The organism is Deinococcus metalli, assembly GCF_014201805.1.
Lineage (GTDB): Bacteria > Deinococcota > Deinococci > Deinococcales > Deinococcaceae > Deinococcus > Deinococcus metalli.
The window spans coordinates 160,622-186,518 of sequence record NZ_JACHFK010000008.1; the positions used below are offsets into that span (position 1 = coordinate 160,622).

General features: G+C 71.1%; 25 protein-coding genes. 12 read left to right on the top strand and 13 right to left on the bottom strand.

The window, feature by feature from the left end; all coding sequences use genetic code 11:
• Positions 1–39: 39 nt before the first annotated feature.
• Positions 40–465 (top strand): thioredoxin TrxC, encoded by a 426-nt coding sequence (gene trxC / locus HNQ07_RS15935; protein ID WP_184113551.1) that lies wholly within the window; start codon positions 40–42, stop codon positions 463–465.
• 61 nt (positions 466–526) lie between these two features.
• On the opposite strand, the gene HNQ07_RS15940 is transcribed toward trxC, so the two are convergent.
• Positions 527–805, bottom strand: coding sequence for a metal-sensitive transcriptional regulator (locus HNQ07_RS15940; protein ID WP_184113552.1), 279 nt, complete (start codon positions 803–805; stop codon positions 527–529).
• 199 nt (positions 806–1,004) lie between these two features.
• Between HNQ07_RS15940 and HNQ07_RS15945 the strand changes: the two genes are divergently transcribed.
• Positions 1,005–2,384 carry an MBL fold metallo-hydrolase gene (locus tag HNQ07_RS15945; RefSeq protein WP_184113553.1) on the top strand — a complete coding sequence of 460 codons (1,380 nt, stop codon included), beginning with the start codon at positions 1,005–1,007 and terminating at the stop codon, positions 2,382–2,384.
• 28 nt (positions 2,385–2,412) lie between these two features.
• On the opposite strand, the gene hisIE is transcribed toward HNQ07_RS15945, so the two are convergent.
• Together hisIE and hisF are read right to left on the bottom strand one after the other, a co-directional pair.
• Positions 2,413–3,087 (bottom strand): bifunctional phosphoribosyl-AMP cyclohydrolase/phosphoribosyl-ATP diphosphatase HisIE, encoded by a 675-nt coding sequence (gene hisIE / locus HNQ07_RS15950; protein WP_184113554.1) that lies wholly within the window; start codon positions 3,085–3,087, stop codon positions 2,413–2,415.
• Positions 3,084–3,875 carry an imidazole glycerol phosphate synthase subunit HisF gene (hisF, locus tag HNQ07_RS15955; protein WP_184113556.1) on the bottom strand — a complete coding sequence of 264 codons (792 nt, stop codon included), beginning with the start codon at positions 3,873–3,875 and terminating at the stop codon, positions 3,084–3,086. Before hisF ends, hisIE begins: the two co-directional genes overlap by 4 nt.
• Before the next feature lie 214 nt (positions 3,876–4,089).
• Between hisF and HNQ07_RS15960 the strand changes: the two genes are divergently transcribed.
• Both HNQ07_RS15960 and HNQ07_RS15965 read left to right on the top strand, forming a co-directional pair.
• A complete protein-coding gene (locus tag HNQ07_RS15960; RefSeq protein ID WP_184113558.1) occupies positions 4,090–4,530 on the top strand; it encodes a response regulator in 441 nt (146 codons plus the stop codon).
• Positions 4,531–4,594: 64 nt separating this feature from the next.
• The gene (locus HNQ07_RS15965) at positions 4,595–5,422 is read left to right on the top strand and encodes a DUF72 domain-containing protein (protein WP_184113560.1); all 828 of its coding nucleotides are present in this window, start codon (positions 4,595–4,597) and stop codon (positions 5,420–5,422) included.
• Positions 5,423–5,637: 215 nt separating this feature from the next.
• Here HNQ07_RS15965 and HNQ07_RS15970 read toward each other — a convergent pair whose 3' ends face one another.
• The 3 genes from HNQ07_RS15970 to nirB form a co-directional block, all read right to left on the bottom strand.
• On the bottom strand, positions 5,638–6,474 hold the full coding sequence (locus tag HNQ07_RS15970) for a uroporphyrinogen-III synthase (protein WP_184113562.1): 837 nt from the start codon (positions 6,472–6,474) through the stop codon (positions 5,638–5,640).
• Positions 6,453–6,827 carry a nitrite reductase small subunit NirD gene (gene nirD / locus HNQ07_RS15975; RefSeq protein ID WP_184113564.1) on the bottom strand — a complete coding sequence of 125 codons (375 nt, stop codon included), beginning with the start codon at positions 6,825–6,827 and terminating at the stop codon, positions 6,453–6,455. The genes HNQ07_RS15970 and nirD overlap by 22 nt, the downstream gene beginning before the upstream one ends.
• 87 nt (positions 6,828–6,914) lie before the next feature.
• Positions 6,915–9,470 carry a nitrite reductase large subunit NirB gene (nirB, locus tag HNQ07_RS15980; RefSeq protein WP_184113566.1) on the bottom strand — a complete coding sequence of 852 codons (2,556 nt, stop codon included), beginning with the start codon at positions 9,468–9,470 and terminating at the stop codon, positions 6,915–6,917.
• Between the two features lie 230 nt (positions 9,471–9,700).
• Between nirB and HNQ07_RS15985 the strand changes: the two genes are divergently transcribed.
• The 4 genes from HNQ07_RS15985 to HNQ07_RS16000 all read left to right on the top strand — a co-directional run bounded on the left by HNQ07_RS15985 (position 9,701) and on the right by HNQ07_RS16000 (position 14,772).
• Positions 9,701–11,806 (top strand): molybdopterin oxidoreductase family protein, encoded by a 2,106-nt coding sequence (locus HNQ07_RS15985; protein ID WP_184113568.1) that lies wholly within the window; start codon positions 9,701–9,703, stop codon positions 11,804–11,806.
• Between the two features lie 77 nt (positions 11,807–11,883).
• Positions 11,884–13,125, top strand: a complete 1,242-nt coding sequence (locus HNQ07_RS15990; RefSeq protein WP_184113570.1) for an MFS transporter — start codon at positions 11,884–11,886, stop codon at positions 13,123–13,125.
• Positions 13,126–13,219: 94 nt separating this feature from the next.
• Positions 13,220–13,930: a hypothetical protein gene (locus tag HNQ07_RS15995; protein ID WP_184113572.1), complete on the top strand. Its 711-nt coding sequence runs from the start codon at positions 13,220–13,222 to the stop codon at positions 13,928–13,930.
• Between the two features lie 38 nt (positions 13,931–13,968).
• Positions 13,969–14,772 carry an alpha/beta fold hydrolase gene (locus HNQ07_RS16000; protein WP_184113574.1) on the top strand — a complete coding sequence of 268 codons (804 nt, stop codon included), beginning with the start codon at positions 13,969–13,971 and terminating at the stop codon, positions 14,770–14,772.
• 271 nt (positions 14,773–15,043) lie between these two features.
• On the opposite strand, the gene HNQ07_RS16005 is transcribed toward HNQ07_RS16000, so the two are convergent.
• The 3 genes from HNQ07_RS16005 to pyrR are packed head-to-tail and all read right to left on the bottom strand — an operon-like array spanning position 15,044 to position 17,804.
• Entirely contained in the window at positions 15,044–16,309 is a 1,266-nt protein-coding gene (locus HNQ07_RS16005; RefSeq protein ID WP_184113576.1) for a dihydroorotase, read from the bottom strand.
• Positions 16,310–16,317: 8 nt separating this feature from the next.
• The gene (locus HNQ07_RS16010; RefSeq protein WP_184113578.1) at positions 16,318–17,259 is read right to left on the bottom strand and encodes an aspartate carbamoyltransferase catalytic subunit; all 942 of its coding nucleotides are present in this window, start codon (positions 17,257–17,259) and stop codon (positions 16,318–16,320) included.
• Positions 17,256–17,804, bottom strand: coding sequence for a bifunctional pyr operon transcriptional regulator/uracil phosphoribosyltransferase PyrR (gene pyrR / locus HNQ07_RS16015; protein WP_184113580.1), 549 nt, complete (start codon positions 17,802–17,804; stop codon positions 17,256–17,258). The genes HNQ07_RS16010 and pyrR overlap by 4 nt, the downstream gene beginning before the upstream one ends.
• A gap of 337 nt (positions 17,805–18,141) precedes the next feature.
• Here pyrR and HNQ07_RS16020 point away from each other — a divergent pair, with 337 nt between their 5' ends.
• A complete protein-coding gene (locus tag HNQ07_RS16020) occupies positions 18,142–18,639 on the top strand; it encodes an Hsp20/alpha crystallin family protein (RefSeq protein ID WP_184113581.1) in 498 nt (165 codons plus the stop codon).
• 59 nt (positions 18,640–18,698) lie between these two features.
• Here the strand turns inward: HNQ07_RS16020 and HNQ07_RS16025 are convergent, their stop codons facing one another.
• The 4 genes from HNQ07_RS16025 to HNQ07_RS16040 form a co-directional block, all read right to left on the bottom strand.
• A complete protein-coding gene (locus tag HNQ07_RS16025) occupies positions 18,699–19,625 on the bottom strand; it encodes a hypothetical protein (protein WP_184113582.1) in 927 nt (308 codons plus the stop codon).
• A 142-nt stretch (positions 19,626–19,767) separates the two neighbouring features.
• On the bottom strand, positions 19,768–20,439 hold the full coding sequence (locus HNQ07_RS16030; protein ID WP_184113583.1) for a phosphatidylserine decarboxylase: 672 nt from the start codon (positions 20,437–20,439) through the stop codon (positions 19,768–19,770).
• A gap of 107 nt (positions 20,440–20,546) precedes the next feature.
• Entirely contained in the window at positions 20,547–21,224 is a 678-nt protein-coding gene (locus tag HNQ07_RS16035) for a peptidylprolyl isomerase (protein ID WP_184113584.1), read from the bottom strand.
• 43 nt (positions 21,225–21,267) lie between these two features.
• Positions 21,268–21,738, bottom strand: coding sequence for an Lrp/AsnC family transcriptional regulator (locus tag HNQ07_RS16040; RefSeq protein WP_184113664.1), 471 nt, complete (start codon positions 21,736–21,738; stop codon positions 21,268–21,270).
• 160 nt (positions 21,739–21,898) lie between these two features.
• On the opposite strand from HNQ07_RS16040, the gene ald reads away from it, so the two are divergent.
• The 3 genes from ald to HNQ07_RS16055 are packed head-to-tail and all read left to right on the top strand — an operon-like array spanning position 21,899 to position 25,796.
• Complete coding sequence (gene ald / locus HNQ07_RS16045; protein ID WP_184113585.1) at positions 21,899–23,005, top strand: alanine dehydrogenase; 1,107 nt, start codon at positions 21,899–21,901, stop codon at positions 23,003–23,005.
• A 53-nt stretch (positions 23,006–23,058) separates the two neighbouring features.
• On the top strand, positions 23,059–24,879 hold the full coding sequence (locus HNQ07_RS16050) for an ABC transporter ATP-binding protein (RefSeq protein ID WP_184113586.1): 1,821 nt from the start codon (positions 23,059–23,061) through the stop codon (positions 24,877–24,879).
• A gap of 23 nt (positions 24,880–24,902) precedes the next feature.
• Complete coding sequence (locus tag HNQ07_RS16055) at positions 24,903–25,796, top strand: aldo/keto reductase (RefSeq protein ID WP_184113588.1); 894 nt, start codon at positions 24,903–24,905, stop codon at positions 25,794–25,796.
• The last annotated feature ends 101 nt before the right edge of the window (positions 25,797–25,897 follow it).

Consider the following 25,897-nt stretch of genomic DNA (forward strand, 5'->3'; position numbering starts at 1 on the left):
CTGCCCTGGAGCGCACAGCCAGAGGACTAGGGGTAGACCATGAGCGACGTCCTGACCTGCGCCCACTGCGGCGCGAAGAACCGCGTGTCGGCCGTTCCGGAGCGCCAGGTGCCGGTGTGCGCCCGCTGCGGCGAGAACCTGCCGTGGCTGCACAACGGCACGGACGAATCCTTCGCCGCCGATATCCACGCGGGCGTGCCAGTCATCGTGGACTTCTGGGCGCCGTGGTGCGGGCCGTGCCGCGTGATCGGCCCGGTGCTGGAGGACATCGCCCGGGAGCACGCCGGCCGGGTGCGCGTGGTGAAGGTGAACGTGGACGAGAATCCGCGCACGCCTGCGTCATTTCAGGTGCAGGGCATTCCGACCATGATCGTGTTCAAGGGCGGGCAGCCCGTCGACCGCATCGTGGGGGCGGTGCCCAGGGCCGAGATCGTGCGGCGGCTCGCGGCAGTTCAGGCGAACTGAAGCCAAAACCAGAACGGGCGCCGGTTGAGGGTGATCTCAACCGGCGCCCGCCCCATGTGGTCTAGCCGCGCAGGAGTTTCACGGCGCGCACCACGTCCTGCGGCGTGATCGTCTCGCCGGGGTGCGCGCGGCAGCCGGAGGCGTACTGCTCCAGGATCTGTTCGCCGGCCGCGTCCAGGGCGCTGCGCACGCCGGAGAGCTGGGTCAGCACGTCGTGGCAGTCGCGGCCCTCCTCGATCATGCGCTGGAGGCCGCGGACCTGGCCCTCGATGCGGCGCAGCCGCTTGAGCACCTTGTCGTCGGTTTCGCTGAGGGGGGGCACACTGGGTGGGGTGGTCATGGAGGTCCTTTCGCTGTCCGGCCGTGGGCCGGCCGTGCCGTCAGTATCGCGCATGTCGGAGCGTGGCGTCTGTGGGGCCACCCGGGTTCCGCGGTCCGGGGGATCAGCCGATGCGGCCCGTTGACAGTATACCCCCGGGGGGTTTATTGTCGAGGCGACGCGGGCGGCCACGGCTCCCGGCCGGTTCCCAGGAGGGCCCATGTACTTCGAACGCTTCTACGACCCGGACCTGGCCCAGGCGTCCTACCTGCTGGGCTGCCAGCGCCGCGGCGAGGCGCTGGTCATCGACCCGGTGCGGGACGTCGGCATCTACACGCGGGCGGCGGCGGCGCAGGGCCTGAGCGTCACGCACGTGACCGAGACGCACATTCACGCCGACTACCTCTCGGGCAGCCGCCAACTCGCCGCCGCCACTGGCGCGCAGCTCCTGCTCTCGGCCGAGGGCGGCCCTGAGTGGGCCTACGCCTTCCCACACACCGGCCTGCGCGGCGGCGACGTCTTCAGGGTCGGGAATCTGCGGGTGGACGTGCTCCACACCCCCGGCCACACGCCCGAGAGCGTGTCGTTCCTGCTGACCGATTCCGCCCGCGGCGAGCAGCCCGTGATGCTCTTCACCGGCGACTTCGTCTTCGTCGGTGACGTCGGCCGCCCGGACCTGCTCGACGAGGCGGCGGGCGGGGTGGACACGCGCTTCGCGGCCGCGCGCCAGCTGTTCGCGTCGCTGCGCGACGTCATCCTGACGCTGCCGGACTTTGTGCAGGTCTGGCCCGGCCACGGCGCCGGCAGCGCGTGTGGCAAGGCCCTGGGCGCGGTGCCCAGCACCACGGTCGGCTACGAGCGCGCCGTGGGGTGGTGGGCGCCCCTGGTGACGGCCGGCGACGACGCGGCCTTCACGGCGCACCTGCTGTCCGGGCAGCCGGACGCCCCGCTCTACTACGCCCGCATAAAGGCGCAGAACCGCGCCGGCCCCGCGCTGCTGGGTGGTCTGTCGCCCCTGCCCGAGCTGGACACGGCGACGGTGCGGGCGCGCGTCGCGGCCGGTGCCCGCGTGATCGACACCCGCCCGCGCGCCGAGCACCACGCCGGCGCGCCCGCCGGCAGCGTGAACCTCCCGGACGGTCCCACCGTGGAGACGTGGGCGGGCTGGCTGCTCGACCCGGCCCGCGCATACGTGCTGCTTGCCCCCGCCGGCCGGGCCGAGGCCCTGCGCCGCCGCCTGTGGATGGTCGGCATCGACGCCGTGGTGGGCTTCACGGCGAGCGCGGACGGTCTGGACCCTGCGCCGGCCACCGTGATCCCGCCGGGCGAGTTGCCCGAGGACGCGCTGCTGCTGGACGTCCGCACGGCCACCGAGTACGCGGCCGGGCACCTGCCGGGAGCGCGGCATGTGCACGCCGGCCGTCTGGTGGGACAGCTCGGGACCCTGCCGCGAGGCCGCGACCTCCTCGTGTACTGCCAGGGCGGAGCCCGCAGCGCCGCCGCCGCGAGCGTGCTGCGCGCCGAGGGCTTCCGGGTCAGCGAACTGGACGGCGGCTACGACGCGTGGGTGCGGGCAGGGGCAGCCGGTCCGCCCGCGTGAACGGCGGTCCAGGCCTGGCCGTGTCCTGCTACCCGACTTCCTTCGGCCCCTTGAGCCCCGTTTTGCCCTCGCGGCCCTGAAGCACGGCGGCCACGTCGCCCGGCGACACGCCCACCTCGGCCATGGCGAACAGCACGTGGAACATCAGGTCCGCCGCCTCGGTCGCCAGTTCGGCGCGGTCGGCGTTCTTGGCGGCCAGGATGACCTCGGCGGCTTCCTCGCCGATCTTTTTCAGCACGCGGTCAAGGCCGCCAGCGTGCAGCCGCGCCACGTAACTGTGCTCCGGCAGGGTGGCGAGGCGCTCGCTGATCGTGCCGTACACGCGCTCCAGCGTGCCGTCCAGGCCGGCGGCCGGGGCCTCACCGGTCTGGAGCGGGCGGTGGAAGCACGAATACTCGCCGGTGTGGCACGCGGGACCACGCTGCTCCACGCGGTACAGCACGCTGTCGCCGTCGCAGTCGAGTTGCACGTCCACCACGCGCTGGGTATGCCCGCTGGTCGCGCCCTTGATCCACTGCTCGTGGCGCGAGCGCGACCAGTACGTGGCCTCGCGCGTGTCCAGCGTGCGCTCGATGGCCGCGCGGTCCGCGTACGCCTGCATCAGCACCGCGCCGGTGCGGGCGTCCTGCGTGACGACCGGGATCAGGCCGTCCGCGCCGAAGCGCAGGTCGTCCAGCGTGGCGCTGTGGGCCGGGCCGCTCATGCATCCCTCCACTCGGGCCGCACCGGCAGGCCCTGGCCGCGCAGATAGGCCTTCACCTGCGGCACCGTCAACTCTCCAAAGTGGAAGACGCTGGCGGCCAGCGCGGCGTCGGCCTGCCCGCCGGCGTCGCCGCCCAGCAGCACGTCCCGGAAGTCCGACAGCTGGCCCGCGCCGCCCGACGCGATCACCGGCAGGTCGACCGCCCGCGACACGGCGCGCGTGGCCTCCAGGTCGAAGCCGGCGCGGGTGCCGTCGGCGTCCATCACGTTCAGGCAGATCTCGCCCGCGCCGAGCTCCTGCCCGCGGGTGGCCCACTCGATCAGGTCCAGGCCGGTGTCGATGCGGCCGCCGGCGCGGTACACGTTCCAGCCGTGACCGTCCGGGCGGCGCTTGGCGTCAATGGACAGCATCACGCACTGCGCGCCGTGGTGGTCGCTGGCTTCGCGGATCAGCTCGGGGCGGGTCAGCGCGCCAGAGTTCACGCTGATCTTGTCCGCGCCCGCGAGCAGCAGTTGCCGGAAGTCCGTCAGGGCACCCACCCCGCCGCCGACGGTCAGGGGCATCATGACCTGTTCCGCGACCTGCGCGGCCACGTCCAGCATCAGGCTGCGGCCCTCGTGCGTGGCGGTGATGTCGTAGAACACCAGTTCGTCCGCCTGCTGCGCCTCGTACGCCTGCGCGAGCGCCAGCGGGTCGCCGGCGTCGCGGTGGTTCTCGAAGAACCGGACGTTTTTCACCACCCGGCCGCGCTGCACGTCCAGACAGGGAATGATGCGTTTGGTGAGCATGCCGGGCAGTCTACGCGCGCCGGGCAGGGCACGGCGTGATCCTGCCCAGGTCGCTTGACATGGAATGAACCGCGTTCAGGCTTCGAAAACGTGCCAAACCTTTAATGAATCTTCACACACTTTGCTAAACTGATCACAGGTCGGGTGCTCCCGGCAGGGCGGCCCCACACCCACTCCTCCTCTTGCCGCCTGCCTTCTTCACCCGTGGAGAACCGTGAAAACCCGCAAAATTCTGCTCGTCGACGATAATCCCAATGATCTGGAGCTGGCCCTGAGCGCCTTCGGGGAGATGTCCGGCGACGGCCTCGATTATCAGGTGGACGTGGCGGGCAGCGGCGAGGAAGCCATCTCCAACCTGCGCACCGCGCTGGGGCACGGCCAGGACCACCTGCCGGACCTGGTGCTGCTCGACCTGAAGATGCCGCAGATGGACGGTCTGGCCGTGCTGGACGCCATCCGCGCCCAGGACGACCTGCGCGACATCCCGGTCGTGATGCTCACCACCAGCGGCGAGGACCGCGACATCCGCGACTCGTACGCGCACGGCGCGAGCGCCTACGTGATCAAGCCCATGGACTTCACGCAGTTCCGCGAGGCGATGCTCACCATCCGTTCGTTCTGGACGACCCTGAACCGCCACCCCCGCCTGAACTGAGCCGGGTCTTGTGCGGCCCTTCATGCCGCCGGGCCGGCCGGGCCGCCTCCCGTAAGCTCAGGGCATGCGGGTCTACATCGGCTGCGGCGGGTACAGCAACGACGACTGGACGGCCCCCGGCCTGATCTACGAGGGCGTGAAGAAAGACGAGTACCTGGACACCTACGCGCGGCACTTCGACGCGGTGGAACTCAACTCCAGCTTCTACGCCATTCCCGGCCTGAAGGCCTTTGAGGGCATGGCGCGCAAGAGCGCGGGCCGCACCCGCTTCGCCGTGAAGCTGAACAGGGCCTTCACCCACGACCGCGCGCCCACCGACGCGGACTTTGACCGCATGCTCCAGAGCCCCGAACCGCTGCGCGAGGCCGGCGTGATGGGACCGTACCTGGCCCAGTTCCCGTACTCGTTTCACCGCACCGCCGAGAACCGCAAGTACCTGCTGATGCTGGCCGAGCGCTTCGCCGGGCATGAGCTTGCGGTGGAACTGCGCCACGCCGGCTGGGACAAACCCGAGGTCCGCGAGGGCATGGGCGAGTACGGCCTGATCTGGGTCAGCCCCGACTACCCGCCGGTGGGCGGCATGCCTGAACCGCAGGTGCACGTGACCGCCGACGTGGGCTACCTGCGGCTGCACGGGCGCAACGCCGGCAGCTGGTGGGAGGGCACCAGCGCCGCCGAGCGCCACGACTACCGCTACACCCGCGCCGAGATGGATGAATGGGCCGAGAAGATCGCGGTGGTGAATGACGACCTGAGCGAGCTGTACGTGTTCTTCGAGAACACGACCAAGGGCCACGCCCTGAAGAACATCCCCCTGCTGCGCGACGCCCTGAACGCCCGCGGTGTGCCCGTGAAGACCCCCGACCCGGGCGACGACGGCCGCCTGCTGTAACAGGGAACAGGTCACCGGCCGCGCCTGGGGGTTCAGGAAACGCGGCCGGTCGTGGCGCCTCGGGGGTGGAGCGGTGCATCCCGGCAGCCGCTCCGCCCGGGTGGTGCCCGGAAGTCGTGTGGGTGCTGCGGCCTTAACGCGGGGGAACACCGCCTTGGGACCGCTGCCGCCTGGAGATGGACGGGAGGCCGTTTCGTCTGCGGCCTCCCAGGGAATCAGCCGGTCTTGCGCAGCGTGCGTTCCGCGATGATGCCGGGCGCGTGCTCGGCGGCGGTGCGCACCAGGATGCCCATCTTGTGCGGATTGGCTTCCAGGTCGATGCGCAGCCCGAGGTCTGCGGCGGCCTCCGAGCACGCCGGGCCGATGCTGACCAGCACCAGACGGTTCAGGGCGGCGCGGGTCTCGTCGAGCAGGCCCATCTTCTCGGCGTACTTCAGGAAGTGCAGGGCCTGGGTGCCGCTGGAGAGCAGCAGCACGTCCGGGCCGCCCAGCACCACGTCCCGCACGGCCTGTGCCAGCGGCGCGGTGTCGAGCGGGAAGGCGCAGCGGTACACCGGCACGCTGGTCACGCGGATGCCGGCGTAGCCGAGTTCGCGCAGCATGGCGGTGGGCGTCGCCTCGCCGTACTCCAGGATCACGGCGTGCTGGCCGCGTTCCAGGCGCCCGGCCAGGGCCTCCATGACCTCCTGCCACGTGTGCGGGCGCGGCACGTTCACGCCGGTCAGCCCGAATTCCTTGAGGGCCTGCAGGGGCTTGCTGCCGCGCGCGATCAGCGGCACGCCCTTCAGGAGCTCCAGCAGCGCCGGGTCGCGCGCCACGAGTTCGCGCAGGAACAGCCGCGTGCCCACGCCGGTCATGCACGCCAGCGCACTGACCGTGCCGGCACGCAGGTCACGCTCGAAGGCGGCCAGCGGCTGCGTCAGGTCGAGCTTCTGCTCGCGCATGCTGGGGGCCACGACCGCGCGCCCGCCGTACTTCTCGATCAGGGTCGCCATCTCCTCGGAGCGGCGCGATTCCAGACTCAGGACCCTCAGACCGCCGAACCAATCCATACGTCACCTCCCTCCACCCGCACCGGGTAGGTGGGGAGCGCCGTGGCCGGGTCGTCCAGCGACTCGCCGGTTTCCAGGTCAAAGGCGTGTTTCAGCAGCGGCGAGGCCACCTTCACGCGGGTCTCGCCGCTGCGGGTATAGCTGCCGGTCAGGCCGCGTGACATCACGTTCGCGCCGGTGTAGGGATCGCGGTTGCCGACGGCATAGACCTGACCGGCGACGTGGAACACGGCCACCTGCTCGCCGCGCACCAGGGCGCACACGCCCAGGCCGGGCAGGATGTCGCGCAGCGCGCACACGGGCGTCCAGGTGGGCTGCACGGAGGACGGGGGAGCGGAGGGGAGCAGGGTCATGGGGACTCCTTGGGGTCGGATGGGGGAGGGCAGGCACGGGTCCGCTGGCACGGTCGTTGTCGGCCGGTCAGGGGCCGCGCGCGCCGGTCAGTCATCGCCGCCGGCCATGGGGAGGGGCGTGAGCTGCGGGTAGTCGGCCGGGCGGATCTGACCGCGCTCATCCACCCACTGCACGCCGTCGTCGCGGGCGTCGGAGTTCACGAAGGTGCGGAACCGCGCGCGGATGCTGGGGTCGTTCACGGCCGCCGCCCACTCGTCCTCGTACGACGCGACGTGGCGGGCCATCTCGGCCTCCAGTTCGGCGCACAGGCCCAGGCGGTCGTCCATGATCACGGACTTCAGGTACTCCAGGCCGCCGTCCAGGTTCTCCAGCCACGTGCTGGTGCGCTGCAGGCGGTCGGCGGTGCGGACGTAGAACATCAGGTAGCGGTCCAGCAGCGTGACGACCTCGTCCTCGCTGAGGTCACCGGCGAGCAGCACCGCGTGCTTGGGGGTCACGCCGCCGTTGCCGCCGACGTACACGTTCCAGCCCTTCTCGGTGGCGATGATCCCGAAGTCCTTGCTGCGGGCCTCGGCGCACTCGCGGGTGCAGCCGGACACGCCGCTCTTGAGCTTGTGCGGGCTGCGCAGGCCCCGGTAGCGCAGCTCCAGCCGCACGGCGAGGCTGGTGGAGTCCTGCACGCCGTAGCGGCACCACGTGGAGCCCACGCAGCTCTTGACGGTCCGCAGGCTCTTGCCGTAGGCGTGCCCGCTCTCGAAGCCGGCCGCGATCAGGTCCTCCCAGATGGCCGGCAGGTCATCGCGGTGCGCGCCGAGCAGGTCGATGCGCTGCCCGCCGGTGATCTTGCAGTACAGCCCGAACTTCTTGGCGACCGCGCCGATGGCGATCAGGCCCTCGGCGGTGATCTCGCCGCCGGGCACGCGCGGCATCACCGAGTACGTGCCGTTTTTCTGGATGTTCGCCAGGAAGGCGTCGTTGGTGTCCTGCAGCGGCGCGTGCTGGGGCTTGACGATCAGCTCGTTGTGCAGGCTGGCCAGGATGGACGCCACGGCGGGCTTGCAGACCTCGCAGCCCAGGCCGGTGCCGTGCGCGGCGAGCACCTCGTCCCACGTGGTGTGGCCCTTCACGCGGATCACGTCGAACAGTTCCTGGCGCGAGTACGCGTAGTGCTCGCACACGTGGTTGGTGACCGTCTCGCCCAGGCGGCGCAGCTCGGTCTGGAGCAGGCCGTGCAGGCTGGGCACGCAGCCGCCGCAGCCGGTGCCGGCGCTGGTGCATTTCTTCAGGGTCGCCACGTCGCGCGCGCCGCCCTCGATGGCCGAGCAGATGGCGCTGGTGCGCACGTTCTCGCACGAGCAGATCAGCGCATCGGCGCTGGCCGGCAGCGCCGCGCCGCCGGGCAGCGGGGGCACGATCAGCGTCTCGGGCGGCACGGTCAGCGGCGTGCCGGACAGCGTCAGGTCCAGCAGGTCGCTGTAGCGCGCGGTGTCACCCACCAGCAGGCCGCCCAGCACCGCCTTGCCGTCGGGCGACAGCACCACCTTGGAGTACGTGCCGCGCACGTTGTCGCTCAGGGACACGCTGCGGCTGCCGGGCGTCACGCCCTTGGCGTCCCCGAAGGAGCCGACCTCCACGCCCAGCAGCTTGAGCTTGGTGGACAGGTCGGCGCCCCGGAAGTGCGCGGGCTCGCCGCTCAGCACGCCCAGCTCGCGCAGCACGTTCGTGGCCGTGACCTTCGCCATCTGGTACCCGGGCGCGACCAGGCCGTAGATGCGGCCGTCGTGTAGGGCGCACTCGCCCACCGCGTACACGTGCGGGTCGCTGGTGCGGCCGGTGTCGTCGATACGGATGCCGCCGCGCTCGCCCACGTCCAGGCCAGAGGCGCGGGCGAGGTCGTCGCGCGGTCGGATGCCGGCCGAGAACACCAGCAGGTCGGTTTCCAGCGTGGTGCCGTCCGCGAAGGCCAGGCTGCTGACGCGGCCGGCGGCGTTCCACGTGAGTTCGGTGGTCGCCTTGCTGACGTGCACGCCGATGCCCATCGCCTCGATGGTGCGGCGCAGCGTGGCCCCGCCCTCCGCGTCGAGCTGCGCGGGCATCAGGTGCGGCGCGAACTCCACCACGTGGGTGTCCAGGCCCAGCTTGCGCAGCGCCCCGGCGGCCTCCAGGCCGAGCAGGCCGCCGCCGATCACCACGCCGGTCGTCGCGTGCGCGGCGGCCTCGCGGATCGCGTCCAGGTCGTCCAGGGTGCGGTACACGAACACGCCCTTGGCGAAGCGGCCCGGCAGCGGGGGCACGAAGGGGATGGAGCCGGTGGCGAACACGGCCGCGTCGTACGGCAGCGTGCGGCCGTCAACCGTGACCGTGCGGGCGGCCAGATCGACGTGCTCGGCCTTGCCGTACACGACCTCCACGCCGGACTCGGTGTAGCCGGCCTCGGTGGCGAGGGCCAGATCGGGGCGGGGATCGTCGAAGTGAGACGACAGGTGCACGCGGTCGTAGGCGAGGCGGGGTTCCTCGCTGACCACCGTGACGCGCAGGGTGTGGACATCGGCTTGGGCACGCAGCTGCTCGACCAGTCGGTGGCCGACCATACCGTTGCCGATCACGATCACATGGGGGGGCGGGGGGGTGCGGTTCGTCATGTCTCCTCCTGGGGGCGTGCCACCGTCGCACGCAGGCCGGAGTGGCCCTCCGTCGCGCCCCATTGAGAAGGATTGCATGCAGATTGTCAAGGGTTTGCTGTCCAGATTGCTCACTCAAGGTCGCAAAGGCCGGGTTGGTGTAGACAGATTGAGCAAAATGTCGGGCAATTTTGTCCGCTTCGACCAATTTGGCCTTGACGATCCGCACCGCTGTTCGGCAAGGTGGCCCCATGACCGCGCCCACTCCTCCCGACGCGCGCCTCGTCCGCACCACCTGTCCGTACTGCGCGGTGCAGTGCACCTTCGACCTGCACATCGAACGCGGCCTGCCGGTCAAGGTCACGCCCACCAAGGACTGCCCGGTCGCCCACGGCACCGTGTGCAAGAAGGGCCTCGCCGCACTGAGCGACGTGCGCCACCCCGAACGCCTGACGCAGCCGCTGCTGCGCAAGAACGGCGAGCTCGTGCCGGTGGGCTGGGCCGAGGCGCTCGCGTACGTCCGTGACGCCCTGACCCCGCTGCTCGACACCCGGCCCGACGCCGTGGGCGTGTTCGGCAGCGGCAGCCTCACGAACGAGAAGACGTACCTGCTCGGCAAGTTCGCGCGGCTGGCCCTGAAGACCGCCAACATCGACTACAACGGCCGCTACTGCATGGCCTCGGCCAGCAGCGCCCTGAACCGCAGCGTTGGCTACGACCGCGGCCTGGGCTTCCCGCTCGCGGACATGGGGAGCAGCGACCTGATCCTGCTGGTCGGCGCGAACATCGCCGAGACGCTGCCGCCGATCATGCAGTACCTCAAGGCCGCCAAGGACCGCGGCGGCGTGATCTACGCCATCGACCCGCGCGCCACGACCACCGCGAAGGTCGCCGGGCAGCACCTGTCGCCCCGGGTCGGCACGGACGGCGTGCTGGCGCTGGGCGTGCTGCACCTGATGAAACAGTGGGGGAAGATCCGCCCCACCGCGCCCGCCCACGGCATGCCCGGCGTGCTTGCCCAGGCCGACGACTACCCGCCCGCCCGCGTGGCGCACGAGTGCGGCATCGACGAGGCGGACCTGCTGACCCTGGCCCGCCGCTACGCGGACGCCGCCCGGCCCCTGATCCTCACGGGGCGCGGCGCGGAGCAGCACGCGCACGGCACCGACACCGTGCAGGCGTGGCTGAACCTCGCGTTCCTCACCGGGCACTTCGGCAAGCCCGGCGGCGGCTACGGCACCCTGACCGGCCAGGGCAACGGCCAGGGCGGGCGCGAGCACGGCCAGAAGAACGACCAGCTGCCCGGCGCGCGCAGCCTGAAAGACCCCCGCCACCGCGCCGAGATCGCCGCGCTGTGGGGCGTGGAGGACACGGAGCTGCCCCAGCCCGGCCGCTCCGCGCAGAACCTCCTGAACGCCTGCGGCCGCGAGATCGAGGCGCTGATCGTGCTGGGCTCCAACCCCGTCGTGAGCGCCGCCGGGGCCGGTCAGGTCACGGAGAACCTGCGGGCCCTGAAGCACCTGATCGTGATCGACTTCCTGCCCAGCGAGACCGCGCAGCTCGCCACGCTGGTGCTGCCGGGCAGCATGTGGTGCGAGGAAGAGGGCACCACCACCAACCTGGAGGGCCGCGTGCAGCGCCGCAGGAGGGCCATCACCGTGCCCGGCGCCGCCCGCGAGGACTGGCGCATCCTGTGCGACCTCGCGGCCGCCGTGGGCCGCCCACAGGGATTCACGTACGGCACCTTCCGCGAACTGCAGGACGAGTTCTTCCTGGCCACGAAGGGCGGCAAGGCCGACTACAGCGGCCTGAGCGCCGAGCGGCTCGACCGCGCGACTGCCCAGTGGCCGGTGAAGTCTGCAACCGGCCCTGACACGCCCTACGCCTACGCGCCCACGTACCCCACTGCCGACGGGCTGGCGACCCTGCACGTTCCCTCGTTCCCGCTGCCCACGCCGCCCCGGCAGCTCACGCTGACCACCGGCCGGCTGGGCAACCAGTACCAGAGCGGCACCCAGACCCGGCGCAACGCCGCCCTGAAGGCCGAGGCGACCGCGCAGATCCACCCCGACACTGCCCGCGACCACGGCCTGCGCCCCGGCGACAGCGTGACCCTGCGCACCCTGCACGGCACGGCCACGCTGCCCGTCCAGATCACGCCCGCCATCCGGCCGGACACCGTGTTCCTGCCGTTCCACTGGCCGCAGACTGCCAATCTGCTCACCGATCCGTACACCCTCGATCCGCACTCGCACATGCCCGCCTTCAAGGGCACACCCGTGACGCTGATGCCGGCGCACTCGGTCGCCGGCATCCCCCTTCGCCCGGGTCTGACGGGCGAGGTGGCGGCGACCTGAACCCTCCCGTGAGCTTCACTCCCGACCGCTCGTCCTGACCCGCTCCCACACCCCGCCTATTCCAGGAGGAACCCACCATGACCGCACCCACCGCCGCTCCGCCCGCCCCTGCCCTGAGCCCCGATGCCCGGAAGGTCGTGACCTTCTCCACCCTGGGCTTCACGCTGATGTTCGCCGTGTGGGTGATGTTCGCCATCGTGGGCCTGCCCATCCGCAAGCAGCTCGGCCTGAGCGACGCGCAGTTCACGCTGCTGACCGCCATCCCGGTACTGACCGGCTCGCTGCTGAGGCTGCCGGCCGGTATCTGGGCCGACCGTTACGGCGGCAAGAAGGTCTTCACCGTGAACATGCTGGTCACGGCCGCGTTCTCGCTGGCGCTGGCGTACGCCAACGGCTACAGCCTGCTGCTCGCGCTCGCGCTGGGCGTCGGTCTGGCCGGCGTGAGCTTCGCCATCGGCAACGCGTGGATCGCGCAGTGGGTGCCCACCGCCCGTCAGGGCCTCGCGCTGGGCACCTTCGGCGCGGGGAACGCGGGCGCCAGCATCACCAAGCTGCTTGCCCCGCTGCTGATCGCGCTGGTGCCCGCCGGCCTGCTGATTCCTGGCGGCTGGCACTTCGTGCCCTTCGTGTTCGCCATCCTGCTGGTGCTGTGCGCCGCCGCCACCGCCCGCTTCACCCCGGCCGACACCGTCACGCCCAGCGGCCGCAGCGTGGCCGACTGGCTGCGCCCGCTGGCCCGCGCGCAGGTGTGGCGCTTCGGGCTGTACTACGTGGTGTTCTTCGGCGCGTACGTGGCCTACAGCCTCTTCCTGCCCAAGTACTACGTCGACCACTACGACATTCCCCTGGCCGAGGCCGGGCTGCTGACCGCGCTGTTCATCTTCCCTGCCAGCCTGCTGCGCCCGCTGGGCGGCTACCTCAGCGACCGCTTCGGGCCGCGCGCCGTGACCATCGCCGCGTTCGCCATCATGCTGCTCGGCCTGTTGCCCCTGATGCGCGAGCTGCCGGTCACGACCTTCACGCTGCTCACCACCGTCGTCGGGGTCGGCATGGGCATCGGCAAGGCCAGCACCTACACCCTGGTCGCGCAGTGGAACCCCGGCCAGATGGGCGTGGTGGGCGGCCTGGTGGGCATGCTCGGCGGCCTGGGCGGCTTCTTCCTGCCGCTGATCTTCGCGGCCCTGAAGCCCACGCTGGGCGCGCAGTCGGCCTTCATCACGCTGTTCGTGCTCACGCTCGGCACCGGCGTGGTGTTCGTGGCGAACATGCTGCGCCTGAAGGTGCTCGGCCGCCAGCCCGGCCTCGCCACTCCGGCGTAAACCGGGCCGATCACTGGAGGGGAGAGCGCGGGCGGCTCTCCCCTCTGCCCATTTGAGGGACCACCTGGCCGCCGTGCCTGTTAGAACTGGGGACATGAAGCGCCTGTCCGTCGTCCTGCTCGCTCTCGGCAGCGCCGTGGCCCAGACCTCCGCCACGCCCACCTGGGCCGATCTGCTCCGGCCCACCGTGGAGGCCAGGCAGCAGGCCTGCGACGCCGCCACCGCCTATGAGAAGGCGCATCCCACCCCTGCCGGGCAGAAGTACGCCAGTGGCGACCCGAGTGAGGCCGGACGCGTGGGCCGCAAACTCACCGACGACCGCAGCAGCCCGCCCGAGGTGAAGGTGCCGGCCGGCGTGGCGAGCCGCGTGATCTTCGAATTGCCCGCCGGCACCGTCGGCAACATCTGTGCGAACGCCGCCCGCGAGGGCCGCCCGGTCAAGATCACCCGCTACTCGGGAACCACGCAGGTCTATATCCAGGGCGAACTCGTGGCCCTGAAAGACGCCCTGAAGGTGACGGCCGCGCTGCGCCTGCTGGACGCCGGCGGCAGGGAACTGGCCCGCATCGACAGCCGCCGGGACGCCGCCGCGAAGGTCGACCAGGGCCTGTGGACGCGCGAGTGCCAGGACAATGTGTGCCGCTGGCGGGGCTTCAGCGTCTTCGAGTTCAGCGACTACGACATCAGGCCGGAGACCCACGCGGCCACGCAGGGTGTGCAGCTTGTGTTCGACCGCGGCTACGGCCCGGAGACGCGCGACTACACGGCCGCCGACTTCACGCGGCTGAGCCTGGGCGGGAAGTAGGGCGTCATCCCTGCGGCCGCATGGCCTATCTTCCGGGCATGAACGTCGGCGGCACCGAACTCCACGTCGAAGACCACGGCCACGGGCCGCCGCTGGTCATGCTGCACGGCCTGGGCTCGAACGTCGAGTGGCTGCGGCCCGAGATCGAGCAGCTGAGCCGCATCCGGCGCGTGATCGCGCTGGACAGCCGGGGCCACGGCCGCTCGGATCGCCCGGCGGCATACACCCTGGCTGACCACGTGTCGGACGTCCTGGGTGTGATGGACGCGCTGGGGCTGGAGCGGGCCGACGTGATGGGCACCTCCATGGGCAGCTACGTCGCGCAGGGCGTGGCGATCCGCGCGCCGCAGCGGGTGTCGAAACTCGTGCTGGTCGTGCCGAAGGCGAGCGGCACGACCTCGTCTGTCGCGCGGCTCATCGGAGAGCACGCGGCCGAGCTGGAAGGGAAGTCGAACGACGAGGTGCTGGCCTTCATCGGCGGCCTGATGTTCGCGCCCACCACGTCCCCAGAGGTGCGGGCACGGCGCGACCAGGGCACCCAGCGGGACATGGAGCTGGGCCTGAGCCTCACGCCCGGGCAGTTCCAGGCAGCGAACCGCGCCCTGGAGGGCTTCGACTTCCGCCCGGAGCTGCCGCGGGTGACCGCGCCCACGCTGGTCATCAGCGGTCGCCACGATCCCCTGAACCCGCCAGCGGAGGGCGAGGTGATCGCCCGCTCGATTCCCTACGCGCGGATGGTCGTGCTGGAACGCAGCGGGCACCTACCCAGCCTGGAAGAACCGGACGAACTGGTGGAGATTATCCGCGACTTTCTGCAACAGGAACCGGCCCCCACCAGTTAAGGGCTGGAGCTGGGGGTGGGGCGCTGGGCAAAGTGCGCGGTCGGCCGCGCTGCTGGTCGTGATTGCCTGCCTGTGGAGGCAGCTGCCCCGCCTTCTGCGTTGACGTCGTCAGCGCCAGCGTGCTGCGCGCACGATGGCATTCGGTGAGGGGCAAGGCGGGACGCTTCGGTTTTCAAGCTCCTCCCATTGCGCGGGAGGTCGGGTTGGGGTGGCGGATAACTCCCGTTCTCGCGCTGGACGATCAACAGGTGTTGATCTTTGGAACTGCGTCCTACTCCCGTCGGTACGCGACCTTGCCGTCGACCACGGTCAGCACCGGCCAGCCTTTCAAGGTTTCTCCGGCCCACGGCGTGAACTTCGCCTTGCTCTTGAACTCGGTGGGCTTCACTTCTCTTTGCGTATCCAGATCGAACACGACCAGATCGGCGGGCGCGCCGGTGTCCAGCGTCGGCTCGGGCCAGCCCATCACGCGGGCGGGCGCGGCGGTCAGGAGTTCCACGATCTTCTCCAGCCCCAGCGACTCGCCAAAGCGCGTGTACATCAGCGGGAACGCCAGTTCGATGTACGCGATACCGCTGGGCGCGTCCAGCAGGTCACGCTCCTTCTCGGCGCGGGTGTGCGGCGCGTGGTCCGTGGCGAGGCAGTCCACGCTGCCGTCCCGCAGGCCTTCCAGCAGGTGATCAGCGTCCGCCTGCGTCCGCAGGGGCGGCGCGACCTTGTACACGGCGTCGAAAGCCCGCAGCGCCTCGTCGGTCAGGGTCAGGTGGTGCGGGCAGACCTCGCAGGTTACGCCCAGGCCGCGCTTCTTGGCGTCGCGCACCAGATCCAGTGCGCGTGCGGTGGACAGGTGCTGCACGTGCAGCCTCACCGGGCGGCCCTGCGCGGCGAGGCCCGCCACGATCTCGATGTCCCGCGCCACGCGCGCCGCCTCGGCCGCTGCCGGGTTGCCGGGCACGCCCAGCGCCTCGGACACCGCGCCCTCGTTCATCACGCCGTCCGCGCGCAGCGACGCGTCCTCCGCGTGCACCGACACGACCATGCCCAGGCTCGCGGCCGTTTCCAGGCCCAGCCGCAGCACCCGGGCGTTCTCGTTGGTGCGGCCGTCGTCCGTGAACATCACGGCGCCCGCGTTCTTCAGGTACGTCAGTTCGGCCAGCGCCTCGCCCTGCTGCCCGCGCGTCAGGGCCGCCGCCGGCTTCAGGCGCGCCTGGCCCAGCGTTCCGGCCTTCTCCAGCAGGCTGCGGACGATGGCCGGGTCGTCGATCACCGGGGACGTGTTCGGCATGCACACGACCGTGCCGTATCCGCCCGCCGCCGCCGCCGCGAGGCCCGACGCGAGGTCTTCTTTCTGCGTCTGCCCCGGCTCACGCAGGTGCGCGTGCAACTCGATCAGCGCGGGCGCGACGGTGCCGCCGTGGCCGTCGATGACCTCGCCGTCTTCCGGCAGGTTCCAGCCCTTGATGACGCCGTTCTCGATGGTCACGGACGTCAGCTCGTCTGAGCCGACACGTTTGATGTTCGTGATGGTGATGATCATGGAAGTCCTCAGTCCCGCCCGACCAGCAGGTGGTACAGCACGCTCATGCGGATGGCCTGGCCGTTCTCGACCTGCTTCAGAATCCGGCTGCGCGGGCCGTCGGCGGCCTCGGCGCTGATCTCCACGTCGCGGTTCATGGGGCCGGGGTGCAGGACGATGGCGCCGCTCTCCGCGTGCCCCATCAGCGCCTCGTTCACCTGGTAGGTGTCGGCGTATTCCTGGAGGCTGCCCAGGTAGCCGCCGGTCATGCGTTCCTGCTGGAGCCGCAGCGCCATGACGGCGTGGGCGCCGCGCACGGCCTGCACGGGGTCGGTGGTCAGTGTGACGCCGGGCAGCGCGCCCAGGTCGGCGGGGAGCAGCGTGGCCGGGCCGCACAGGATGACCTTGGCGCCCAGTTTGGGCAGCAGTTCGGCGTTGCTGCGCGCCACGCGGCTGTGCCGGACGTCCCCGAGGATGGCGACGGTCTTGCCCTCCAGCGAGCCGTACTCCTGCCGGACGGTGTACGCGTCGAGCAGCGCCTGGGTGGGGTGGGCGCGGCGGCCGTCGCCGGCGTTGATCACGGGCTTGCCGCTGTACTGGTGCACCAGATGTGCGGCGCCGGACGCGTGGTGCCGCACGATGTACGCGTCCACCTTGTACTGCGTCAGCACCTCGATGGTGTCGCGCAGGCTCTCGCCCTTGGACACGCTGCTGGCTCCGGCGGCGAAGGTCATCACGTCGGCGCTCATGCGCCGGGCAGCGAGTTCGAAGCTGGTGCGTGTGCGCGTCGAGTTCTCGAAGAACGCGGTGCAGATGGTCAGGCCCTGCAAGGCCGGCACCTTCTTCACGGGCCGGTCGAGCACCTGCAACATGGTGTCCGCGTTGTCCAGGATGGCAGTCAGGCGCTCCGGGCTCCAGTCCTGGAAGTCCAGCAGGTGGCGCGGCCGGGCAGAGGTCGCGGCGGCCGTCATTTCACGTCCTCCAGGTCCCACAGCTCCACGATGTCCACGCCGTCGGTCTCCTGCAACTTGACCTTCACGACTTCGCTTTTCGCGGTCGGCAGGTTCTTGCCCACGTAATCCGCGCGGATCGGCAGTTCGCGGTGCCCGCGGTCGATCAGCACGGCGAGCTGGATGCCCAGCGGCCGCCCGAGGTCGATCAGGGCGTCGAGCGCGGCCCGTACCGTGCGGCCGGTGTACAGCACGTCGTCCACCAGCACCACCCGGCGCTGCGCGATGTCGAAGGGCACGTGCGTCTCGCGGATGATCGGCTGGTGCGCCACCTCCGACAGGTCGTCGCGGTAGAGGGTGATGTCGAGCATCCCGGTCGGAATCTCCACGCCCTCCAGTTCGGACAGTTTCGCGGCCAGGCGCGCGGCGAGCGGAATGCCGCGCGTGTGCACGCCGATGATCGCGAGGTCCTGCGCGCCCTTGTTGCGCTCCACGATCTCGTGCGCGATGCGCGTCAGGCCGCGCCGGATCTCGTCGGCCGAGAGGATGGTGGCCTTAGGCGCCATGGGGTGCCCCCAGCCAAAAAAAATCGCCGTTCAGCGCATGCTGACGGCCCACGACTTCACTCCACATACTTCACTCCTTCTCCTGCCTCACGGGGCGGGCGCGACCTCACGGGATCGCCGGGAAAAAGGTGGGGCGCGTACCCCGAACCGTAGGGAGTGTAGCAGAGGTGCGGCGGCGGCCGGGCCACCCCCGCACGCGTGATTTAAGGCGCACTAAACTTGACATGATTGCGCTCAGGTTTTACTATGTCTGACGTTGAGCGCAGGGCACTCAGATCCATGCAGGCGATGTGCGTGGCCAGCGCTCCGGAACTCCACCACTCCAGGAGGTACGCAAGTGATGCGATTTGATCCCTTCCGTGAAATCGAGGAACTCACCCAGCGCATGGACCGGGCCTTCGGCCAGGCCAGCAGCGGCGCCCGCCTCGCCCCGCCCGTGGATGTCCACGAGGACGAGCAGGGCCTGGAACTCACCCTGGACCTGCCCGGCGTGCAGCCGGACGCCATCCAGATCGAGGCCGAGAACAACACCCTGACCGTGCAGGCCGAGCGCAGGTACGCCCGCACCGATGGCCGCACCGCGCACCGCGTGGAGCGCGCCTACGGCACCCTGGCCCGCACCTTCAGCGTGCCTGCCAAGTACGACCTGACCAAGGTCGAGGCCGACTTCGACCACGGCACCCTGACCATCCGCGTGCCCCGCTCCGAGGCCGCCCAGAAGCGCGCCGTGACGGTCCGCAGCGGCGGTCAGCTGACGGCTCCCAAGACCGTGGACGCCGCCGCGCAGCCCAGCGGCAACGCGGCCCAGCCCAGCGGCACGGCCCAGCAGGCGTAACCCACACTCAGCAGAAACGGCCGGGGCATATGCTCCCCGGCCGTTTCTACTGTCTGCCTTCAGTGTCCGTTCCGCACGGCGTCCAGCAGGTCGCCGGCCACTTCCAGCGCGGCCGGGCCCAGCGGCGCGCGGCTCACGCCGAGCAGCGTGCCCAGCTTGTCGCGCCGGGCGCTGCTCAGGTGCGTCCACGCGTGCAGGTCGGGGCGGTGGGTACGGGCGGCCTCGTCGCGCAGGTAGCGCACCGCGCCGTCGTAGTAGCCGGCCTGGAAGGCGGCGCGTGCGCGGCGTTCCTGCTCGACCAGACCCAGGCCGCGGGTGGCGAGCAGCACGCGCCGGGCCTCGAACTCGCCGCCGAAGGCGTACAGCGCCTCCAGACGGTACACGGCCTTGGGGAATTTCAGGCCCGCCGAGGCGCGCCACGCGTGCGGCAGCCGGATCTCGAACTCCGGCCACAGGTGCAGCCACGTCAGCAGCGCGGGGTACAGCAGGCCCAGGGCGATGTCCCGCGCGTCGGCCAGCGCCAGCAGCTGTTCCTGAATGCCGTGGCCGGGGCCGGTGTAGGCCCCCCGGGCCGTCTCCAGCCGCTCGCCCGCCGCGGTCAGCAGGTCGCCGCGGTGGGCGGCCCGCTGGGCCTCGCTCAGGGTCCACAGCATCCGCTGGATGCGGCCGTAATGCCCGGTGGGATCGTACGCGACGCGGCTGGTCGCCAGCAGCGCCAGCGGCGCCTCCGTGCGCGCGGCGTCCCACTCGCGCCATGCCTCCAGCTTCGCGTACGGAAAGCGCTCGACCGTGATGCCCGCCCGGGTCTCGCTGCGCGCCGACAGCACATCGCGTTCGAAGGTCACGAAGGTGGGCTGCGAGCCCGCCCACGCGGCGGGCGTGCCGTAGCTGCCAGCCTGCGCCACCGCCCGCACCTTGCGGTCGGCGCTGAGGCGTTCCAGGGTGCGCTCGGGGGCGGCGTCCCGGTGGGGGTGGGGGTCGGTCACGGCGGGTCTCCTCGGGGGAGCACCATAGCGCGGGTCTGCATAAGGAAGTGTCGGCCCGGCCGGAATGCGCCGCACCGGGCGGGCGCGGCATGTGGGTCAGGGAACGTGGCTGCCCTGCGGTTCGCCCGCCCGGAAACCGCCCTCAGGAACGCGCGACCACGGTCTGCATGCCCGTGACGTGCTCCCCCACGGTCACCAGCGGCGTCAGGTGCCCGGGCAGGTGCAGCAGCACCAGGCCGCCCTGCGGCAGGAAGGCCAGCTTGTTCCCGGCGCGCGCGCGGTCGCCTTCCTTCACGTACGGCATGGCGTCCAGCGCCGCGCCCGGCGCGACCAGCGCCACGGTCACGTCGCCGGCGTCGCTGCCCAGGGTGACGCTCAGGCGCTCATTGTTCCGCGTGCCCGGCGCGCCCAGCACGTCCGTCGGCCGGCCCGCCAGCAGGGCCGCGCGGGCGAGCAGAGTCAGCAGCGGCGTGGGCGTCCGGCCGTCCATGCGGCGCACCCCAGTCACGGTGCCGGAGACCGGCTGGTACGTGTAGTGCACGTCCAGCGGGCCGATCAGGACGCCCAGCAGCCAGCCGTCTTCCGCCGCGGTGCCCAGCACCTCCTGCACCGGGACGGCCGCGCCGTTCGTGCCGGCCGTCACTTCTCCTGCCTCCACGCGGCGCACGAAGGCCACCACGCCGTCGGCCGGGCTGACCACCTCTCCATCCGCGGCCCCGAGGACCCGCACCGGGTCGCGGAAGCGGTGCACCTGGCGGACATACACGGCGGCGAGACCAGCGGCGACGAGGGGAAACAGGCGGCGCAAACGCATGCGAAAAGTCTAGGCTGCGGCACCCATCCCCACCAGCGGGAATCGTGTCAGGGTGGGCCGTCCACTCCGTTCATGGGCGAACCATAAAGTCGGCGCGGCCTGCCCGGTCACGGCGAGACGAGCACCTGCACGCCCTTGAGGACGTCCGGCACGGCGCCCGCAATCGGCGTCTCGCCCGCCGCGGTGCTGCGGGCGGTGCGCGTCAGTTTCGCCAGGATGTCCTGGCCCGCCACCACCCGGCCGAACACGGTGTACTGTCCGCTCAGGAAGTCCGCCGGCGCCAGCGTGAGGAAGAACTGGCTGCCCTGCGAGTACAGGCTCTGCGACCGCGCCATGGCGAGCACCCCGGCCGACTTGAAGGTCAGGGCCGGGTCGAGTTCCACGTAGAAGCCGTAGCCGGGGCCACCGGTGCCCCAGCGCGCCTGCTGCGCCGGGTCGGCGCTCAGCGGATCGCCGCCCTGCGCCATGAAGCCGTCGATCACGCGGTGGAAGCGGGTGCCGTCGTAGAAGTGGTTCAGGGCCAGGAACACGAAGCTGTTCACGGCCTTGGGCGCGGCCCTGGCGGACAGCTCGACCGTGATGTCGCCCTGGGTGGTGTTCAGCACCGCGCGGTAGGTCTTCGCGGGGTCGATCACCCACGCGGCCTCCTTGAACGTCCGCACCGGGGTGGGCGACAGGAACGGCACCGGGGTGAAGGTCGGCGCCGGGGCGGAGGAGGTCGCCGGGGTGGTCTGGGCGGCGGCAAGGCCGCTCAGCAGGGCGGCCAGGACAGGGAAGCGTCGCATGACCCGCAGTATCGCCTGCCTGCGTGAGGGCCGGGCGCCAGGCTCACTCCAGCGGCAGGCTGGTCGTGTATTTCTCCTGCTTGACCACGATGGTGCTGGCGGTGTTGCGCACGCCGGGAATGGCCGCCAGCGTGTTGACCAGAAAGTGCTGGTACGCGTCCAGGTCCGGCACGCAGACCTTGAGCAGGTAGTCGATATCGCCCAGGCACAGGAAGCATTCCAGCACCTCGGGGCGGGCCTGCATCTGCCGGGCGAAGTCCTCGAAGCCCGCCTTGGTCTGCTTGTCGAGCGTCACGCGCACCAGCACCATCAGCTCGCGCCCCACCTTCTTGGGGTCCAGCAGCGCCACGTAGCGCTGGATGATGCCCTCGTCCTCCAGCCGCCGCACGCGGCGCAGGGTGGGCGCGGGCGTCAGGCCGATCTCGTCGGCGAGTTCGGTATTGGGCTTGCGGGCGTCCTGCTGCAGGATGCCCAGGATCTGACGGTCGATGGCGTCCAGCGCTTCTTGAGACATGATTGAAAGCATCATGGCACATCCGGGCAACAGGATTGCTCGGATCACCCGTCGGCGGGCGCCTTCCGGCAATCCTGACCGTGGCGGGTCCTGCTAGCATTGCGCCACATCCAGCATCACCGGCCGCCCCGGACGGGCCGCGGCCCAGCGAGGTCTCTGTATGCATATCGGACTCCCGAAGGAAATCAAGGTCAAGGAAAACCGCGTGGCGCTCACGCCCGGCGGCGTGGCGACGCTGGTGCGGCGCGGGCACAGTGTCACCGTCGAGCAGGGTGCCGGCGTGGGCAGCGGTATTCCCGACAGCGAGTACGTGCAGGCCGGCGCGCAGCTCGGCAGCGGCGACGACGCGTGGGCCGCCGAGATGGTCGTGAAGGTCAAGGAACCCGTGGAGCGCGAATACCGCTACCTGCGTGACGACCTGCTGCTGTTCACGTACCTGCACCTCGCCGCGGACCGGCCCCTGACCGACGCGCTGCTGGCCGCGGGCACCACCGGCGTCGCCTACGAGACCGTGCAGACCGCCGACGGCAGCCTGCCGCTGCTGACGCCCATGAGCGAGGTCGCCGGGCGCCTGAGCGTGCAGGCCGGCGCGTACCACCTGCAAAAGCCCGTGGGCGGGCGCGGCGTGCTGCTCGGCGGGGTGCCCGGCGTGCAGCCCGGTCACGTCACCATCGTGGGGGGCGGCGTGGTGGGCACGAACGCCGCCAAGATGGCGATGGGCCTGGGCGCCAAGGTCACCATCCTGGACGTGTCGCAGCGGCGGCTGGCGTACCTGGACGACGTGTTTTTCGGCAAGCTGACCACCATGATGAGCAGCGAGGCGAACATCCGCGACCTGCTGCCCACCACGGACCTGCTGATCGGCGCCGTGCTGATCCCCGGCGCGAAGGCTCCGCACCTGGTCACGCGCGACATGCTGAAGCTGATGCCGGAGGGCAGCGTGATCGTGGACGTCGCGGTGGATCAGGGCGGCTGCGTGGAGACCATCCACCCGACCACGCACGACGATCCTACCTACGTCGTGGACGGCGTGATCCACTACGGCGTGGCGAACATGCCCGGCGCCGTGCCGCGCACCAGCACCTTCGCCCTGACCAACCAGACGCTGCCGTACGCGCTGCTGCTCGCGGACCACGGCGTTCATGCGCTGCACCGCAACCCCGCGCTGATGCTCGGGCTGAACACCCACCGCGGCCAGCTCACGTACCGCGGCGTGGCCGACGCGTTCGACCTGCCCCACGCCGCGCCGGACGCCGTCCTGGCCTGACCCCGCCGGGGGCGGCCACCCTTCGCCGGGCGTTCAGGGCGTACCCTGCCGGTATGTTCTCGCGTCCCCGCCCGCTCGGTGCGCCCGCTGGCCGGGCGGGCGCTTCCGTTCCCCGTGATCCCCGGCAGCTCGCGCGGCTGCTGGCCTACGCCCGGCCGTACCGTCCGCTGTTCGTGCTGGGCGTGCTCGCCACGCTGCTGTCCAGCGGCCTGAATCTGGTGTTTCCCAAACTCTTCGGCGGCCTGGTGGACGCGTCCTTCCTGCGGCTGGGCAGTGCGGACACCGGGCCGCTCGACCGCACGGTGCTGCTGCTGCTGGGCGTGTTCGCGCTGTCGGCGTGCTTCGGGGCGGCGCAGTCGTACCTGCTCGCGCGGGTGGGGGCGGGCGTGGTCGCGGACCTGCGCCGCGCGGTGTTCTCGCACCTGCTCACGCTCTCGCCGCGCTTTTTCGGGGAGCACAAGACCGGCGACCTGACCAGCCGCCTGACCGCCGACGTGGGCACCGTGCAGGGCGTGACCAGCACCGCCCTGGCCCAGCTCGCCGCCCAGGCGGTCACGCTGGTGGGCGCGCTGGTCCTGCTGGTGACCACCTCCGCGCGCCTGAGCCTGCTCACGCTGGTGATCATTCCGCTGGTGATCGGCACGGCCGTGACCATCGGCCGGCGCATCCGGGTGGTCAGCCGCAGCGTGCAGGACGCGGTCGCGCAGGCCAACGCCAGCGCCGAGGAGGCCATCAGCGGCGTGCGCGTGGTGCAGGGCTTCACCGCCGAGGACGCCGAACGCGCCCGCTACGGCCGGGGCGTGCACGCCAGCTTCGTGGCGGCCCTGCACCGGGCCCGGCTGCAGGCCTTCATGTCCGGCATCATGAGCTTCCTGACCTTCTCCTCGCTGGCCCTGGTGCTGTGGTACGGCGGGCGGCTGGTCATGGCCGGGCAGCTGTCGCCGGGGAACCTCGTGACCTTCCTGTTCTACGCCCTCCAGGTGGGCGGCACGGTCGCGCAGCTGACCGGCGTCGTGAACCAGTTCCAGGAAGCGCTGGGCGCGTCCAGCCGCATCTTCGAGCTGCTCGACGAGCGCAGCGACCTTCCGGAACCCACTGCGCCCGCGCCGCTCACGCGCGCCGAGGGCCGCGTGACCTTCCGCGACGTGTCGTTCGGGTACGGAGACGCCGGCGTGCTGCGCGGCCTGAGCCTGGACGTGCCCGCCGGCCAGGTGGTCGCGCTGGTGGGTCCCAGTGGGGCGGGAAAGACCACGCTGGTGAGCCTGATTCCCCGCTTCTGGGACGTGAGCGGCGGCGCGCTGCTGATCGACGGACAGGACGTGCGCGCCTACACGCTCTCGGACCTGCGCGCCCAGGTGGGGCTGGTGCCGCAGGAAACGCTGCTGTTCTCCGGCACGGTGCGCGAAAACATCCTGTATGGCCGCCCCGACGCCACGCCCGCCGAGGTCGAGGACAGCGCCCGCGCCGCGAACGTCCACGAGTTCGTCACGGCGCTGCCGGCCGGCTACGACACGGTGGTGGGCGAGCGCGGCGTGAAGCTGTCGGGCGGGCAGCGCCAGCGCGTCGCCATCGCCCGCGCGGTGCTGAAAGACCCGCGTATCCTGATCCTCGACGAGGCGACCAGCGCCCTGGACAACGAGTCCGAGGCGCTGGTGCAGTCGGCGCTGGAACGCCTGATGCAGGGCCGCACCACCTTCGTGATCGCCCACCGCCTCTCGACCGTGCGCAACGCCGACCGCATCGTGGTCCTCGACGCCGGGCGCATCGTCCAGGACGGCCCGCACGCGCAGCTGATCGCCGCCGGCGGCCTGTACCGCGACCTGTACGACCTGCAGTTCCGGACGCAGCAGGAGGGCCGGGCGGAACTCGCTTGACGTCTCTGCGGCACAATGCCCGCATGGAACAGCGTGAATTTGGCACCACCGGACTGACCGTGAGCGTGCTGGGCCTGGGCGCCGGCCAGATCGGCGACGCCCGCCACAGCGAGGATCTGGCCGGCACCCTGATGAACCGGGCGCTCGACTTCGGCGTGACGCTGGTGGACACGGCGCGCGGCTACGGCCTCAGCGAGGAGCGCATCGGGCGGCACCTGTCGTGGCGCCGCCACGATTTCATCCTGAGCAGCAAGGGCGGGTATGGCGCGGAGGGCGCCGACGACTGGACTCCGCAGGCGATCCGCTCCGGCATCGAGCAGGCGCTGCGCCGGATGCGGGTGGACTGGATCGACATCTTCCACCTGCACTCCTGCCCGCTGGACGTGCTGCGCCGGGACGACCTGCTGGCCGCGCTGGACGACGCCCGCGCCCAGGGTCTGATCCGCGTGGCCGCCTACAGCGGCGAGAACGACGCCCTGCGCTGGGCCGCGACGTCTGGCCGTTTCGGCAGCGTGGAGACCAGCGTGAACCTCGCGGACCAGTGGAGCGCGCAGCACGTCCTGCCGCAGGCGCGGGACGCGGGCCTGGGCGTGATCGCCAAGCGGCCCATCGCCAACGCCGCGTGGCAGTACGCCCAGCGCCCCGCCGGCCAGTACGCCGAGCCCTACTGGGAACGCCTGGGAACGCTTGACCTGGACGGCATACGGCAGGGCGCCGGCCTGGAGTGGGACGAGTTCGCGCTGCGCTTCGCCGCGTATACGCCCGGCGTGCACAGCGCCATTGTCGGCACAGCCCGCGTGGACAACCTCGAACGCAACATCCAGCTCGCGCAGAAGGGCCCGCTGCCCATCGACGTCCTCACGCACATCCAGGCCGCGTGGGACGAGCACGGCAGGGGCTGGGGCGGAGAGGTCTGACAGCGGCGTTCCGTTGAGTGGCGCTGTTGGCCCCTCAACTCCACTCCAACCGCTGTGTGGCGCGGTAACTCGCTCTGCTCGCCCCAGAACAAGTGAAGGGC

Coding starts and splice junctions, on each gene's coding strand:
- HNQ07_RS16000 (WP_184113574.1), top strand. CDS start 13,969: ATGAACGTCGGCGGCACCGAACTCCACGTCGAAGACCACGGCCACGGG.
- HNQ07_RS16005 (WP_184113576.1), bottom strand. CDS start 16,309: ATGATCATCACCATCACGAACATCAAACGTGTCGGCTCAGACGAGCTG.
- HNQ07_RS16040 (WP_184113664.1), bottom strand. CDS start 21,738: ATGTCTCAAGAAGCGCTGGACGCCATCGACCGTCAGATCCTGGGCATC.
- HNQ07_RS15995 (WP_184113572.1), top strand. CDS start 13,220: ATGAAGCGCCTGTCCGTCGTCCTGCTCGCTCTCGGCAGCGCCGTGGCC.
- HNQ07_RS16055 (WP_184113588.1), top strand. CDS start 24,903: ATGGAACAGCGTGAATTTGGCACCACCGGACTGACCGTGAGCGTGCTG.
- ald (WP_184113585.1), top strand. CDS start 21,899: ATGCATATCGGACTCCCGAAGGAAATCAAGGTCAAGGAAAACCGCGTG.
- HNQ07_RS15985 (WP_184113568.1), top strand. CDS start 9,701: ATGACCGCGCCCACTCCTCCCGACGCGCGCCTCGTCCGCACCACCTGT.
- nirB (WP_184113566.1), bottom strand. CDS start 9,470: ATGACGAACCGCACCCCCCCGCCCCCCCATGTGATCGTGATCGGCAAC.
- HNQ07_RS16010 (WP_184113578.1), bottom strand. CDS start 17,259: ATGACGGCCGCCGCGACCTCTGCCCGGCCGCGCCACCTGCTGGACTTC.
- trxC (WP_184113551.1), top strand. CDS start 40: ATGAGCGACGTCCTGACCTGCGCCCACTGCGGCGCGAAGAACCGCGTG.
- HNQ07_RS15940 (WP_184113552.1), bottom strand. CDS start 805: ATGACCACCCCACCCAGTGTGCCCCCCCTCAGCGAAACCGACGACAAG.
- pyrR (WP_184113580.1), bottom strand. CDS start 17,804: ATGGCGCCTAAGGCCACCATCCTCTCGGCCGACGAGATCCGGCGCGGC.
- HNQ07_RS15965 (WP_184113560.1), top strand. CDS start 4,595: ATGCGGGTCTACATCGGCTGCGGCGGGTACAGCAACGACGACTGGACG.
- HNQ07_RS16050 (WP_184113586.1), top strand. CDS start 23,059: ATGTTCTCGCGTCCCCGCCCGCTCGGTGCGCCCGCTGGCCGGGCGGGC.
- HNQ07_RS15990 (WP_184113570.1), top strand. CDS start 11,884: ATGACCGCACCCACCGCCGCTCCGCCCGCCCCTGCCCTGAGCCCCGAT.
- HNQ07_RS15945 (WP_184113553.1), top strand. CDS start 1,005: ATGTACTTCGAACGCTTCTACGACCCGGACCTGGCCCAGGCGTCCTAC.
- HNQ07_RS16030 (WP_184113583.1), bottom strand. CDS start 20,439: ATGCGTTTGCGCCGCCTGTTTCCCCTCGTCGCCGCTGGTCTCGCCGCC.
- hisF (WP_184113556.1), bottom strand. CDS start 3,875: ATGCTCACCAAACGCATCATTCCCTGTCTGGACGTGCAGCGCGGCCGG.
- hisIE (WP_184113554.1), bottom strand. CDS start 3,087: ATGAGCGGCCCGGCCCACAGCGCCACGCTGGACGACCTGCGCTTCGGC.
- HNQ07_RS16035 (WP_184113584.1), bottom strand. CDS start 21,224: ATGCGACGCTTCCCTGTCCTGGCCGCCCTGCTGAGCGGCCTTGCCGCC.
- nirD (WP_184113564.1), bottom strand. CDS start 6,827: ATGACCCTGCTCCCCTCCGCTCCCCCGTCCTCCGTGCAGCCCACCTGG.
- HNQ07_RS15970 (WP_184113562.1), bottom strand. CDS start 6,474: ATGGATTGGTTCGGCGGTCTGAGGGTCCTGAGTCTGGAATCGCGCCGC.